The organism is Aquimarina sp. RZ0 (assembly GCF_008370685.1).
Classification (GTDB): Bacteria; Bacteroidota; Bacteroidia; order Flavobacteriales; family Flavobacteriaceae; genus Aquimarina.
The window spans coordinates 25,014-41,423 of sequence record NZ_VTZU01000001.1 but is presented as its reverse complement, the minus strand read 5'-3'; the positions used below and the strand labels follow the sequence as shown (position 1 = coordinate 41,423).

The following is a 16,410-nucleotide window of genomic DNA, read 5'->3' as shown; positions in this document are numbered from 1 at the left end:
GACATTACATAGTATTGAGATACTGGCATATATCTTAAAAAATGAAGGGTTAAAAAACTGCGAAAACATCTGAAAACAACATATGAATACAATTACTAGATTATTTGACTTTCCATATTATCAGCTGGAAAAGTACAATTTAAGCAAAGCTTTAATTACCAAATATGACGGAAAATGGGTTGCCACTTCAACTAAAGAGTATATAGAAAAGGCAAATCAGATTAGTCGTGGTTTATTAAAATTAGGAGTAAAACCAAATGACAAGATTGCCATAATATCTACGAATAACAGAACGGAGTGGAATATTGTGGATATTGGTGTTTTACAGATTGCAGCACAGAACGTCCCTATATATCCAACCATTTCTCAAGAAGATTATGAATATGTTCTAAATCATTCTGAATCCGTATACTGTTTTGTTTCTGACAATGATGTTTTACAAAAAGTAAAAAATATAAAAGACAATGTACCATCATTAAAAGAAGTATACTCTTTTAATGATATTGAAGGCTGCAATAGTTGGAATACAGTACTGGACCTTGGCAAGGACGACAGTACTCAGGAAGAAGTAGAAAGACTTATGGCTTCTGTAAAAGAAGATGATTTAGCCACGCTAATATACACCTCTGGAACTACAGGAAGACCTAAAGGCGTGATGCTCAGTCATAAAAATATAGTTTCTAATGCTATAAATAGTGCTACAAGGTTTCCAGAACTTGAAGGAGAAATAAAAGCATTGAGTTTTTTACCCGTGTGCCATATCTATGAAAGAATGCTGATGTACCTCTACCAATATAGAGGTATTGGTATCTATTTTGCCGAATCTCTGGAAACGATTAGTGATAATCTAAAGGAAATAAAACCTGATATTATGACTGCCGTACCACGGTTATTAGAAAAGGTTTATGATAAGATTATTGCAAAAGGAACAGATCTTACCGGTATCAAGAAAAAGTTATTCTTTTGGGCCGTTGATCTGGGATTACAATATGAACCCTATGAAGCAAATGGATGGTGGTATGAAAAAAAATTAGGGATAGCAAAAAAACTAATCTTTAGTAAATGGCAGGAAGCATTGGGTGGTAATCTAAAAGTTATTGCATCAGGAAGTGCTGCCCTTCAATCAAGATTAGCAAGAGTCTTTAATGCCGCAGATATACGTGTTATGGAAGGCTATGGTCTTACAGAAACATCACCCGTAGTTTCGGTTAATGATATTAGAAATAAAGGTTTTAAAATTGGGACCGTTGGAAAAGTAATCCCAAACACAGAAGTGAAGATTGCAGAAGATGGAGAAATTCTGGTAAAGGGTCCACAGGTCATGATTGGGTATTATAAAGATGAAGAAAAAAGCAACGAAGTATTAAAAAATGGTTATTTTCATACAGGAGATATAGGAGAAATAGATAGCGAAGGTTTTTTGCGTATTACAGATCGCAAAAAAGAAATGTTTAAAACCTCTGGAGGAAAATACGTTGCTCCACAAGTTATCGAAAACACAATGAAACAATCGCGTTTTATCGAGCAGATTATGGTCATTGGAGATGGCGAAAAAATGCCTGCAGCCTTTATTCAACCAAATTTTGAATTTGTAAAAGATTGGGCACTTCGGAAAGGAATTACTATTGGAACCACAAATCAGGAAATTATAAATCAGCAAGTTGTTATTGACAGATTCCAGGAAGAAGTAGATATCCATAATGAAAAATTTGGTAAATGGGAACGAATTAAAAGGTTCGAACTTACACCAGATGAATGGAGTATTGAAGCTGAACACCTCACTCCTACCATGAAATTGAAAAGAAGAGTAATTAAAGTAAAATATCAAGATTTATATAGTAAAATTTATGGCTAATTCAATTCACTGATTACAAATTAATAGCGTAAAACTCTTACTCTCGTAAATCAGTCAACTCCTCATTTTATGAGGAGTTTTTTTATTAATTCATCATAAAAACGTAAATTACTTTACTTTTTCACATTTTTTTATATTTTTTATTATGCACGCATAATAAATTATTCTTACCTTTACCTTTATAACCAATATCTGAATGAGAGAAAAAACGATTGATTATGCGCTTCGTGCAACCTGGATGGCAGTTGCCAAAATGTATAATGAAGAAGCAGGAAAAAAAGGTAGTACTATGGCTACTGGATTTGCGCTATTGAGCATTGACCCGGAAAACGGAACCCCATCAACATCTTTGGGACCTAAAATGGGTATGGAAGCTACTAGCCTATCCCGTACATTAAAAACTATGGAAGAAAAAGGATTAATCTTTAGAAAGAAAAACCCTCAGGATGGTCGAGGTGTTTTAATATATCTAACCCCTTTCGGCGTAGAAATGAGAAATTTTTCGAAAGAAGTAGTTTTTACATTTGATAATGCTGTAAGGCAGCAAGTTCCAAAAGAAAAGCTTGATATATTTTTAGAAGTATTTCAATTGATAAATGATCTTATTGCCACAAAGAAAATTTACACAAAAAAAGAGTCTATAACATCTTAACAACCAGAAGTTAAAAAATGAAAAGAGTCATTAAAAAAGTTGCAGTTGTCGGTTCAGGAATAATGGGTTCCGGCATTGCTTGTCATTTCGCTAATATTGGCGTCGAAGTATTATTATTAGACATTGTTCCCAGAGAATTAAATGACAAAGAAAAAGCTAAAGGTCTTACTTTAGAAAGCAAAGTAGTGCGTAACAGATTAGTAAATGATTCACTAACGACCGCGCTCAAATCAAAACCTTCTCCAATCTATAGCCAACGTTTTGCGGATAGAATAAGTACAGGAAATCTAGAAGATGATATAGCAAAAGTAGCCGATGTAGATTGGATTATAGAAGTAGTAGTAGAGCGACTAGATATTAAAAAAATAGTTTTTGAAAACTTAGAAAAATACAGAACACCAGGTACCTTAATTACTTCCAACACCTCAGGTATTCCTATAAAATTCATGAATGAAGGAAGAAGTGAAGATTTTCAGAAGCATTTCTGTGGTACACATTTCTTTAACCCTGCGAGATATCTTAAATTATTTGAAATAATACCGGGGCCTGATACTTCTCAGAAGGTTTTAGATTTCCTGAATGGATATGGAGAACAATTTTTAGGAAAAACTTCTGTAGTTGCCAAAGACACGCCTGCATTTATTGGTAATAGAATTGGTATTTTCAGTATAATGAGTTTATTTCATATGGTAAAAGATATGGGATTAACAATAGAAGAGGTAGATAAACTTACGGGACCCGTAATAGGTCGCCCCAAATCAGCAACTTTCCGCACAGTAGATGTTGTAGGTTTAGATACCTTGGTACACGTTGCTAACGGTATTGCAGATAATTGCTCAAATGACGAACGTCATGAATTATTTAAGCTTCCTGGTTTCATCAATACGATGATGGAGAACAAATGGCTAGGAAGTAAAACAAAACAAGGTTTCTACAAAAAACATGTGTCTCCAGAAGGAAAAAAAGAAATTCTTTCATTGGATTTAGACACTTTGGACTATAGAGAAAAGAAAAGCGCTTCTTTTCCCACGTTAGAAATGACAAAAACTATCGACAAGGTAGTAGATCGTTTTAAAGTATTAGTCGCTGGGAAAGATAAAGCGGGTGATTTTTATCGCAGGAACTTATCAGCTCTTTTTGCATATGTATCCAACCGTATTCCTGAAATCACTGATGATCTATATAAGATTGATGATGCTATGAAAGCTGGATTTGGCTGGGAACACGGGCCTTTTCAGATCTGGGATGCAGTTGGTGTAGAAAAGGGAATTGAAATCATGAAAGCCGAAGGTTACGAGCCAGCTGCCTGGGTTAAGGATATGGTTGCTTCGGGAGCTAATTCATTCTATACCGTAAAAGAAGGAGCAACCTATTATTATGACATTCCTAAAAAAGAACAGATAAAAGTACCAGGACAAGATGCTTTCATTATTCTTGATAATATCCGTAAGTCATCTGAAGTTTTTAAAAATAGTGGTGTTGTAGTAGAAGATCTTGGTGACGGAATCCTTAATGTAGAATTCCAAAGTAAAATGAATACTATTGGAGGAGACGTGCTTGCCGGATTAAATAAAGCAATTGATATAGCAGAAAAAGACTTTCAGGGACTGGTTGTTGGTAATCAGGCAGCAAATTTCTCTGTAGGTGCCAATATAGGCATGATTTTTATGATGGCTGTAGAGCAAGAATATGATGAATTACATATGGCTGTCAAATACTTCCAGGACTCTATGATGCGTATGCGTTATTCATCTATTCCTACCATTGTCGCGCCTCATGGCATGGCTTTAGGTGGTGGATGCGAAATTTCACTTCATGCAGATAAAGTTGTAGCAGCAGCAGAAACCTATATGGGATTAGTAGAATTTGGAGTTGGTGTTATCCCTGGCGGTGGTGGATCCAAAGAAATGGCACTAAGAGCATCAGACCTTTTTAAGAAAAATGATGTAGAACTGAATGTTCTCCAGGAACATTTTCTAACAATTGGTATGGCAAAAGTATCCACATCTGCTTATGAAGCTTTTGATACCAATTTATTACAGAAAGGAAAAGATATAGTTGTTGTTAACAAAGATCGGCAGATTGCAACAGCAAAAGCATATGCCAAATTAATGGCTGAACAAGGATACACACAACCTGTAAAACGTAAAAACATAAAAGTACTTGGTAAGCAAGCTTTGGGAATGTTTCTCGTAGGTACCGATTCTATGGAAGCCAGTAAATATATTTCGGAGCACGATCAGAAAATAGCCAACAAACTGGGATATGTTATGGCAGGAGGAGATTTATCCGAGCCTACACTGGTAACAGAACAATATCTATTAGATCTGGAACGCGAGGCTTTCTTGTCTTTATGTACAGAACGTAAAACACTCGAGCGCATAGAACACATGCTTAAAAAAGGTAAACCTTTAAGAAACTAAAAAAAAAGAAATGAAAACAGCATATATAGTAAAAGCATATAGAACAGCCGTAGGAAAAGCACCACGCGGAGTGTTCAGGTTTAAAAGAACAGACGAGTTAGCTGCAGAAACGATACAGCATATGATGAGTGAGCTACCTCAATTGGATAAGACACGTATAGACGATGTGATCGTTGGTAATGCTATGCCAGAAGGATCGCAAGGATTGAATATGGCACGTTTAATCTCACTTATGGGACTGGATTCTATCGATGTTCCAGGAGTCACCGTAAATAGATTCTGTTCTTCAGGAATCGAAACCATTGGAATAGCGACCGCCAAAATTCAAGCCGGAATGGCAGATTGTATTATTGCTGGCGGAGCAGAAAGCATGAGCTCAGTGCCCATGACAGGCTATAAAACAGAATTAAATTATGATCTTGCAAAATCCGGACACGAAGATTATTACTGGGGAATGGGAAATACAGCAGAAGCAGTAGCCAATCAATTTAATGTATCTCGAGAAGATCAGGATGAATTTGCCTATAACTCACATATGAAAGCGTTAAAAGCACAAGCTGAAAACCGTTTTCAGGATCAAATTGTACCTATAAATGTGAAACAAATCTATGTAGATGAAAACGGAAAAAAAGCATCAAAATCCTATACAGTAAACAAAGACGAAGGACCACGTGCTGGAACTAGTAAAGAAGTACTTGGTAAACTAAGACCTGTCTTTGCTGCAGGAGGAAGTGTAACCGCCGGTAATTCTTCGCAAATGAGTGATGGTGCAGCTTTTGTAATGGTTATGAGTGAGAATATGGTTAAAGAATTAAATTTGGAACCTATTGCCAGATTAGTAAACTATGCAGCAGCCGGTGTAGAACCCAGAATCATGGGAATCGGACCTGTAAAAGCAATTCCGAAAGCATTAAAACAAGCTGGACTAAAATTAGAAGATATCGAATTGATTGAATTAAATGAAGCTTTTGCTTCTCAATCTCTGGCAGTAATGCGCGAATTGAATATTAATCAGGATATCGTAAATGTTAATGGTGGTGCCATCGCACTAGGACATCCTTTAGGCTGTACCGGAGGAAAATTATCCGTACAACTATTTGATGAAATGCGTAAGCGTAGTATGAAAAATAAATACGGAATGGTAACCATGTGTGTAGGTACTGGCCAAGGTGCTGCCGGAATTTTTGAATTTTTGAAATAAAATAAAAAGAGATAAGATATTTGAGTATTGAGAATATTTTAGCACCTTCTCTCACTGCTCAATACCTAATCACCAAAATCTTATAAAATATGAGTACAGAAACTATGAACAAAGATATTCTTAGAGGAGGGCAATTCCTTGTCAAAGAAACAAAAGCTGAAGACGTATTTACTCCAGAAGATTTTTCTGAAGAGCAAAAAATGATGCGTGATAGTGCCAAAGAATTTGTAGACCGTGAGCTTTGGGCACATTGGGAACGGTTTGAAAATAAGGATTATGCCTATACAGAAGAATGTATGCGTAAAGCTGGAGAACTTGGTCTGCTAGGTGTATCGGTACCAGAAGCATATGATGGATTAGGAATGGGGTTTGTATCCACAATGCTGGTATGTGATTATATTTCTGGTGCAACCGGATCATTCAGCACTGCCTTTGGAGCACATACCGGTATCGGGACCATGCCAATTACACTGTATGGCAATGAAGAACAAAAGAAAAAATATGTACCAAAATTAGCTACTGGAGAATGGTTTGGTGCCTATTGTCTAACAGAACCCGGAGCCGGATCTGATGCTAATTCCGGTAAAACAAAAGCTGTTTTGTCTGAAGATGGAACACACTACCTAATCTCTGGTCAGAAAATGTGGATCTCTAATGCGGGTTTCTGTAGTATATTTATTGTTTTTGCCAGAATTGAGGATGATAAAAATATTACTGGTTTTATTGTAGAAAATGATCCTGCTAATGGCATCTCTCTTGCAGATGAAGAAAAAAAATTAGGGATTCATTCCTCTTCTACACGACAAGTATTCTTTAGCGACACTAAGGTTCCTGTAGAAAATATGCTATCCGAAAGAGGAAATGGATTTAAGATTGCTATGAACGCCTTAAACGTGGGACGCATCAAATTAGCAGCTGCCTGCCTGGATGCACAACGCAGAGTAATTGGAGAAGCAACCAAATATGCAAATGAACGTATTCAGTTCAAAACTCCAATTATGAATTTTGGTGCTATCAAATCAAAGATTGCTGAGATGGTCACTAATACCTATGCCGATGAGTCAGCAAGTTACCGTGCTGCAAAAAATATAGAAGATAGAATTTCTATCCGTCAAGCGGAAGGAAACACTCATCAGGAAGCAGAGCTTAAAGGTGTTGAAGAATACGCTATTGAGTGTTCAATCTTAAAAGTAGCAGTTTCTGAAGATGTTCAAAATTGTACGGATGAAGGGATACAAATTTTTGGTGGTATGGGATTCTCTGCTGATACTCCTATGGAGTCTGCCTGGAGAGACGCACGTATCTCTCGAATTTATGAAGGAACTAATGAAATTAATCGTATGCTTGCTGTTGGTATGCTGGTAAAAAAAGCAATGAAAGGGCATGTAGACCTATTAGGACCGGCAATGAAAGTTGCTGATGAATTAACTGGAATTCCATCCTTTGACACCCCAGATTATTCTGAATTATTCGCTGAGGAAAAAGAAATACTTTCAAAACTAAAAAAAGTTTTCTTAATGGTGGCTGGGTCTGCTGTCCAAAAATTTGGTCCGGAACTAGAAGAACATCAACAACTACTGATGGCAGCTTCTGATATATTAATCGAAATCTATATGGCTGAATCTACTATCCTGCGTACAGAGAAAAATGCAAAACGTTTTGGCGAAGATTCGCAACAAATACAGATTGCAATGTCTCAATTATACCTATACAATGCTGTTGATATTGTCATTAAAAAAGGAAAAGAAGCTGTTGTCTCTTTTGCACAAGGAGACGAACAACGAATGATGCTTATGGGTCTTAAACGATTTACTAAATATACAAATCAACCAAACGTTGTAGCATTGAGAACCAAAATTGCAGATAAAGTAGCCGCAGAAAACGGATATTGCTTTTCATAATATTACATTTTATTAAGAATCAAACTTAGGATTCTATTTTATTTTGACAGGTTAAACCGTCTTTTTTATAAAAAAGACGGTTTTTTTGACTTTCATCCAAAATAAGAAAATACTATATAACTGTACAGTCTACACATGATTACCTAGTATTCAAAACCATAATAACAAGAAATTTTATTGAAGCCCTATTTCACTAGACTTTATATAGACATTAGTGAATTTCAGCATACTCAGCGTTATTTGAACCAAAAATAATCTTTAAATTTACTTTTCGAAAAACTAAACTTTCAATCCCATAAATTATAAAATTAATAATTTATTAACTAAAAAGTTCTTCATACGACATATAATTAACACAAACAGACTTTAACGCAAACATTTTACAATCATGAAAAACAAACTCTTGTTAGGCTTGTGCCTAACTTTTATATGCACTCTTGCATATGCTCAACCTGCCGCTCCCTCAGGAAAAAAATGGGAAAAAGTAAATAATCTTTCTGATGAATTTAATGGAGGATTTGACGGTAACAAATGGGAAAAAGTGTTATGGGATTACCCCAATACTCCTACTAAAATGATCGCCGAAAATTCTGGAGTTTCTGGAGGAAATTTATGGATTAAAGCCACGTTAGACAATAACTCAGCCAGGTGGTTCCAAAGTTCTAGAATATACTCAAAAGCTCAGATTAAATACCCAATGTATACCGAGTCTAGAATTATTACTGCACACCTTTCTGCTTACAACACATTTTGGATGAACAATGGGGATATCAATAGTAGAGACGAGATTGATATCATAGAAAATAATTCGAGACCAAGCTGCGGTTGCCAACCTGATTTTCCATGGAAAATGAACTCACAATATTTTCAAGCTACTAACGGTTTTACAGTAAGAAATGAGGATAATTTTGACAACAGAAATTTACCAAACAATAATCCCAAAAAAGGAGTACGCTGGAATGAAGAGTATCATACCGTAGGAGTATGGTGGAAAGACTCTAAAAATATGACTTTTTACCTTGATGGAGAAGAAGCTGGTAGTGTTAGAGTTGGTGAAGATAGAGGTGGCATAACATACCCAGAAATTGAATTTACTAGAAATCTAAATCTTATTTGGGATTTATGGACTGCTGATGAAACTTGGCTTGGTGGCCTTGCAGTCAGAGAGCATTTGACGAATAACAACATTAATACCATGAAAGTAGACTGGGTACACACATATAAATTAGTCAATGATAATGGCGGCGGCGGTAACATACCTGTTACGTCTGTGACTGTATCAGACTCAAACGTTATATTAAGTGTAAATGAAACAAGAGACCTAGACGCTACGGTACGTCCAAATAACGCTTCTAACAAATCTGTAAGCTGGTCATCTAATAATAATGCCGTTGCTAGAGTAAACTCAAATGGTTTAGTAACAGCTGTTTCAGAAGGTGTTGCTACAATTACTGTTACCACACAAGACGGCAACAAAACAGCAACGAGTCGCATCACAGTAAATGATAATACTCCACCCCCACCTCCCCCATCAGGTGATACTATTGTGATCGAAGCAGAAAACTTTACCAATACAGATGGTACATTTAATGATGCCAGTACAGGAGGTCCGGGATTCGGCGTTAATGCAGGGGGTAATCGTATTAACTATGTGAATAGTGGTGATTATGCAGAATATGAAATTAATGTTGGTACAGCCGGTAATTACAGAATCACGTATCAGATATCAACTCCTTCTAATAATGCTCAGATTCAATTATTAATTGACAACACCATAGTTGCTACTGATAATGTACCTAATAATGGTGATTGGGAAGATTATAATGCATTAGTATCTTCAAGCACAATTAGTAATTTAAGTGCAGGTAGAAAAACTGTGAGAATAGTAGCTTCTGGCTCAAACCAATGGCAATGGAATCTAGATAAAATTACTTTGGAACGAATCAGTACATCACCCCCACCGCCACCAGGTGGAGGAAATGCTACTTTAGTAATTGAAGCAGAAGATTTCGTAGACACTTCGGGCACTTTTAATGATGCCAGTACTGGTGGACCAGGATTGGGTGTAAATAGAGTAGCTAACAATATTAATTATGTAAATAATGGAGACTGGGCAGAATACAGAATAAATGTTCCTACCGCTGGTAGTTATGCTGTTGAATATCTTATTTCTACTCCTTCTAATGGATCACAAATACAATTAATTGCTGCAGGAGCAACTCCTTTAACAACCAATGTACCGAATAATGGAGGTTGGGATGACTTCACATCACTAGTTGCTAATGACAGAATTAATTTATCAGCAGGCGCGCAAACACTAAGAATTTTAGCATCAAGCAATACTGTCTGGCAATGGAATCTGGACAAGATTATATTATCAAGGTCTTCTACAAGAGACTCTGGTATCAATTCATCTAATGAGCAGCAGTTGTCACTGTATCCTAACCCAGCTTCTGATATAGTTTTTATACAAGGATTATCCGGAAAAGCCGGTAAGACTCAAACTAATGTACGTGTATTTGATATTAAGGGGACTCAATTTATAGATAGAAAACTAGGCAAAGACCACACTATAGACATAGGAAGTTTACCTCAAGGAATTTATTTTGTCCAATTAATAGGTACAGATGAAGTAAGAAACCTAAAAATTATAAAAGAATAGTACAAACTCATTTTATTAATTCAAAAAATCCCAATGTTTTCACATTGGGATTTTTTTTTACAAAATATAAATAATTTATCATAAGCCTGCAACAACCCTCATTACTTAATCAAAACGTTTATCTCTAATCTTTTATATCCTGTTTTAAATAAAATTTACTAAGATGTAAACAGAAGTATCTGCCATTGGTTACCCTAGAATAACACAAATGAGTTTTAGGCTGTAATACACACCCATATAAGGACTTCTTTGCCAATTTTCAGGCAACAATACGATTTCCAGTAACCAGACTTGATATATCCACTTATTATGTAACTAGGTCATCAAATACAATCATTATTTTTCCCAATATTTCTATTCTCTTAAGACCTTATACATTTTTTTTCATACAAAGACCTAAGACAACACTCTACATTTTACAAAAACACTCCATATAAAATACTGTATTTCATTAAATTACAAATCAAAAAACTAACATCTACACAGTGCTCATATTTCTAAGTATAATGAGTTTTAAAACTAAAAAGGTATTATGAATTTGCCCTTTTTATGTACTTAAGTTTTCGGACTCATAGTATCAGAAGACACTAACCAACTCCTGAATTTATAAATTAAATAACTACAGCTTATAAAAGAAATCATGCTCATTCCCAAAAGCGTTCTTTTTACCATATAAAATAGCCAAACATTTTACATAAATCTTTAGTTAAAAAAGACGTAAAATACTTAAGAGCTACTCTCAAAATAGCATACCCTACTTAATTCTACTAGACTTAATATAGACAAATATCAATTTTATAATAAAATTATCATTTAAATACCATAAAACTGATAACTTTATTATTAACGCAATTATTTAACTTATTTATGAATGTATTCTCATTAACTGTGAGACTATTAAAACTTAATTAACTATTATTTAACACAAACTTTAACATTATGAAAAACAAGCTTATTATTTTAAGTTTTTGTGCGACTTTGCTGTACTCCTTTATGTACGCACAACCGGCAGCCCCTTCTGGTAAAAAGTGGGAAAAGGTAAATAATCTTTCAGACGAATTTAACGGAGGATTTGACAACAACAAATGGGAAAAAGTATTATGGGATTACCCAAATACACCTACTAAGATGGTAGCACAAAACTCTGGTGTATCCGGCGGAAACTTATGGATAAAGGCAACACTTGACAACAATTCTTCAAGATGGTTTCAGAGCTCCAGAGTATATTCCAAAGCTCAGATCAAATTCCCTATGTATACAGAAAGTAGAATGATTACAGCTCATCTTTCTGCTTACAATACATTTTGGTTAAACAACGGTGATATCAATAATAGAGATGAGATTGATATCGTCGAAAATAATTCCAGACCAAGTTGTGGGTGTCAGCCTAACTTTCCCTGGCAGATGAATTCTCAATATTTTCAGGTTGTTAATGGTAACACAGAAAGAAACAAAGGAGATTTTGACAACAGAAACTTATCCCCTGGCAATCCTAAAAGAGGAGTGCGCTGGAATGAAGAATACCATGTAGTAGGTATGTGGTGGAAGGACGCCAATAATGTTCAGTTTTATTTGGATGGTGAGCCAGCAGGTAGTGTAAGAACTAATAGACCTCTTACCAGAAACCTAAACCTAATATGGGATTTATGGACAGATGATGAAAATTTTCTTGGTGGTGTCGCTGTTAGAAGTCATTTGACTAATAACAACATCAACACTATGAAAGTTGATTATGTACGAACTTATAAATTAGTTAACGACGGAAACGGCGGCGGCGGTGGCGGCGGTGGAAACGGCGGCGGAAATGGAGATTCTTTTAATATAATTTCTGCGAAATCACAAAAAAATGTATCTCCGATTAATGGAAGTTCTGCGAACGGAGCCAAAATTGTGAATCATCCAGTAAGAACAGGAGACGCTAGAGAATGGAGATTTGTAGATGTTGGAAACGGATATTCTGAAATTAAAAATGTACGATCAGGAAGATGTATTGCTGTTCCAGGTGGTAATACTGCAAATGGAGTAAAACTGGTGCAATGGGACTGTCGAGGATATCAAGATCAACATTGGAAAAGAGTAGCCAGAGATAATGGTCAATTCTCTTTTCAAAATTTAAAAACAGGTAAATGTATTGATCTTTCTGGTGGAAACACAGGAGATAATGTGCAATTCCAGCAGTGGGATTGTAGTTCAGGTAATCGGAATCAACGTTTTTATATCTTAAGTCCGGGAAGTAGAGCTTTCTCAAATGATATTCCATTTGATGATGCGTTGGGTGAAATTATATTTGCTGACGCTGAAGGAAATCTTAATATTTCTAATTCATCCAAAGGAACTTTTAGTATACGTATTATAGATATGACCGGAAGAACAATTCAAAGTCACCAGGTAAAATCAGGTGGAGATGATATTATTATCGAGTTAGGTAATAATCTGCCGTCAGGAATTTATGCTGTAAAAATTGGTAATAGAAATGCTAAGAAATTCGCTATAACCAGAAAATAATATCAGTTTTTATAAAATATTAGTAAAATGCCAGACAACGAGTCTGGCATTTTATTTTTTTGTTAGTATTTAATTTTATAATCTACTGTTCCTTCCGTGATAGTAGCATACCAGTTCTTAGATACAATTACCTTAAACTGAATCAAATTATTTTTTAATTCATACGTGAAAGAGAATTAATAGATAGCAACGTTATCGATGCTTTTTATTTGAGTATTTTAAAAATAGCATGGGTATTAGAAGTCGCAAATCAGCAATACATACAAACTAAAAAACACTAAAACTGCATATTTCATAATATTTCACATAAAAAAACAACAATTTATCAACACGAAAACGTTATAGTGACTTCACGAAACTTTTTTATTGAATATTTCGTAATAACTTAGTTGAAATTTAACACAAAATAAAATTTTACTAATAAAAAATTATGAATCATGAAATCACACTATCCTCTAACAAAAACTCAAAAACTATATAAGCTTCCTTTATTAGTCTTTATTGAATTAAGATACTACTTCCTGCTTACATAGAAAATCGCATATTATTTAGGAAATTACTTTTTTTAAAATATACCTGGTAGTAATTATTCTACTGAAACTATCTCCTTTTTAATAAAACATATCACAAACAACAAAGGCGATAATGTTATTTCTGATCTAGTAACACATTAACTATCAAATCAGAAAAACATAAAATCAATCTTATCATAAATTTCAATTAGAAAAAGTAAGGTATCAATTATACAAACTCGCTTAATGCATATATCACAAAATTATTCTTAACAGTATTAAATACTATAAAAATGAAAAGAAAAAAAATCACACAAACTTTAGTAGCATTACTTTTTAGTCTTCCACTTTTTAGTCTCTATGCACAAGATGAAGATGTCATGTTTCAGGCTTTTGACTGGAACGTACAAAACCAACCTGCCGGGCAAACCTGGTACAATGTAGTATCACAAGTAAGAAATACGATTCATGATGCAGGAATAGATGTTATCTGGATGCCGCCACCAAGCAATTCTGCCGCTCCACAAGGATATCTACCTCGAGAATTAAACAATCTTACCAGTGAATACGGAACTCAAAATCAGTTGATCACACTCATAAATCAATACCATACCTTAGGCATGAAGGTGCTTAGTGATATTGTAATTAATCATAGGGTAGGAACCAATGATGCTGTCACTTTCACGAATCCTTCCTGGCCAACATTTTATATTACTGCTGATGATGAAGGTAGAAATTTTGTAAATGGACCTGTAGAATTTAGTATCAACGGAGATTTTGTTCCAGGTTTTGACCTTAAATCTGATGGTTCTAATGGTGGATTTGCCGCAGCAAGAGATTTAGATCATAAAAATCCAGCAGTTAGGGCAGAAATTATCAAATGGATGCAATTTCTAAAAAATGATATTGGTTTTGATGGGTGGAGATATGATTTTGTTCATGGGTATGACCCTATCTATAATAAAGAATATAATGATGCTACAAACCCATATTTTGCTGTTGGAGAACTACTTGAAAGCAGCAGAGTTCAAACAAATAATTTTGTAAACCGGGCACAACAATCTTCTTCTGCCTTTGACTTTAATACAAAAGTGAGTTTGCAAAATGCTATTAGAGATAATAATCTTTCTTACTTAAGAGATGGTCAAGGCAGACCATCAGGAATGATCGGAATCAACCCTTCAAAATCAGTTACTTTTTTGGATAATCACGATACTGGTTTTGCTCAACAATGCTGCGGATCAAACTTTGTATTTCCTGGTGGCGAAACGAATCTTAGAAAAGGATATGCATACATACTTACACATCCCGGCAACCCTATGGTATTCTGGACTCATTTTTTTGATACAGGATCAGGCGTTCGCAATGCCATAAAGACATTGATCTCTATAAGAAAAAGTGTAAGAGTACATGCCGGTTCTACGATTAATATTGCTGAGGCCAGAGGAGACCTCTATGCAGCATATATTGATGGTAAATCAGGAACATTAGCCATGAAAATAGGAAATGGCAGTTGGTCTCCTAACGGAAATGGGTGGACATTGAGAACTTCTGGTAATGGATATGCAGTATGGACTAAAGGTGGAACAACTGGAAACGGAACAACAGTTCCCCCATATACTGTAAACTTTTTCAAACCTGATGGATGGAGCTCTAATATACAAGCATATGTTTTTGATACCGGTACCAATGCAACAGTACCTGGCACCAACGAATGGCCAGGTGCTCCTATGACTAATATTTCTGGAACTAACTGGTATTCATACACGATTACACCACCAGAGGGAGTTTCTGGGGATAATCTCAGAATCATATTTAATGATGGTAGTAATCAAACAGGAAATCTAACCAGAAGTACTAATGGTTGGTATAGGGGAAACACCTGGTCTGATAATTGCCCGAGTAACTGTAATGGTTCTTCTACATCAGAAGTAATACTTAATTTTCTAAAACCAGGAGCAGGATGGGGTAACAGGACAAATATATACTTATTCAATAAATCTACAAATCAAAAACTTTCTGGGACTCCTGATTGGCCAGGAATGCAAATGAATACCATTAGCGGAACTTCCTGGTGCAGAAAAGCCTTTACAATGCCAAGTGGAGTATCTTCTAACAATATAGGGGTTGTTTTTAATAACGGAAACGGACAACAGACAATAGATCTTAGTAGAGGAACTAATGGATGGTTCAGAGTTACAGGAAATCAAAATAGTAAAAGAACAGGAACGTGGACTAATAATTGTCCAACAGGATGCCCATCCATTAGAGCCTTGGAGACTGCAGATGCTTTGGACAAAGAAAATGTATCTACAGAAAAAAGTAAAATTACTATTTGGCCAAACCCTATTACTACCAAAGGTACTTTGTCTATTAATATCGCAGAAAAAGGAATTCTAGAGGTGTACATCTCTAATATTCTCGGACAAACCAAAACTGTGTATCATAAAAATATACAGGCAGGAAATCATACTATTGATATAAACGGCACTGATATGGAACAACGAGGAATATACTTTTACACTATAAAATTAAACGGTGATAAACTAGATAGGTTAAAAGTTATTAAACAATAATCATTCTTTTAAGGTATTATCCTTAATGGACTCATCTTGAGTAATGCTTTGACCTAGAAAATTTACATTTTGCACGTTAATTTTGTTTTTTTTTAGCCGTATGGCTATGCTGAAAAAAAACTA

The 16,410-nt window shown here is 35.2% G+C and carries 8 protein-coding genes; all 8 read left to right on the top strand.

Translation table 11 applies throughout. The features are described from left to right. Positions 1-82: 82 nt before the first annotated feature. The 8 genes from F0000_RS00140 to F0000_RS00105 all read left to right on the top strand — a co-directional run bounded on the left by F0000_RS00140 (position 83) and on the right by F0000_RS00105 (position 16,287). Entirely contained in the window at positions 83-1,855 is a 1,773-nt protein-coding gene (locus tag F0000_RS00140; protein WP_149622660.1) for a long-chain fatty acid--CoA ligase, read from the top strand. Positions 1,856-2,051: 196 nt separating this feature from the next. After that, positions 2,052-2,507 carry a MarR family winged helix-turn-helix transcriptional regulator gene (locus F0000_RS00135; RefSeq protein ID WP_149622659.1) on the top strand — a complete coding sequence of 152 codons (456 nt, stop codon included), beginning with the start codon at positions 2,052-2,054 and terminating at the stop codon, positions 2,505-2,507. A gap of 17 nt (positions 2,508-2,524) precedes the next feature. Further along, the gene (locus F0000_RS00130) at positions 2,525-4,930 is read left to right on the top strand and encodes a 3-hydroxyacyl-CoA dehydrogenase/enoyl-CoA hydratase family protein (RefSeq protein ID WP_149622658.1); all 2,406 of its coding nucleotides are present in this window, start codon (positions 2,525-2,527) and stop codon (positions 4,928-4,930) included. A gap of 10 nt (positions 4,931-4,940) precedes the next feature. Beyond that, on the top strand, positions 4,941-6,131 hold the full coding sequence (locus tag F0000_RS00125; protein WP_149622657.1) for an acetyl-CoA C-acyltransferase: 1,191 nt from the start codon (positions 4,941-4,943) through the stop codon (positions 6,129-6,131). A gap of 89 nt (positions 6,132-6,220) precedes the next feature. Further along, entirely contained in the window at positions 6,221-8,032 is a 1,812-nt protein-coding gene (locus F0000_RS00120) for an acyl-CoA dehydrogenase family protein (RefSeq protein ID WP_149622656.1), read from the top strand. A gap of 388 nt (positions 8,033-8,420) precedes the next feature. Further along, positions 8,421-10,694: a carbohydrate-binding protein gene (locus tag F0000_RS00115; RefSeq protein WP_149622655.1), complete on the top strand. Its 2,274-nt coding sequence runs from the start codon at positions 8,421-8,423 to the stop codon at positions 10,692-10,694. 939 nt (positions 10,695-11,633) lie between these two features. Next, positions 11,634-13,199 carry an RICIN domain-containing protein gene (locus tag F0000_RS00110; protein WP_149622654.1) on the top strand — a complete coding sequence of 522 codons (1,566 nt, stop codon included), beginning with the start codon at positions 11,634-11,636 and terminating at the stop codon, positions 13,197-13,199. Between the two features lie 805 nt (positions 13,200-14,004). Next, positions 14,005-16,287: a starch-binding protein gene (locus tag F0000_RS00105; protein WP_149622653.1), complete on the top strand. Its 2,283-nt coding sequence runs from the start codon at positions 14,005-14,007 to the stop codon at positions 16,285-16,287. Positions 16,288-16,410: the final 123 nt, after the last annotated feature.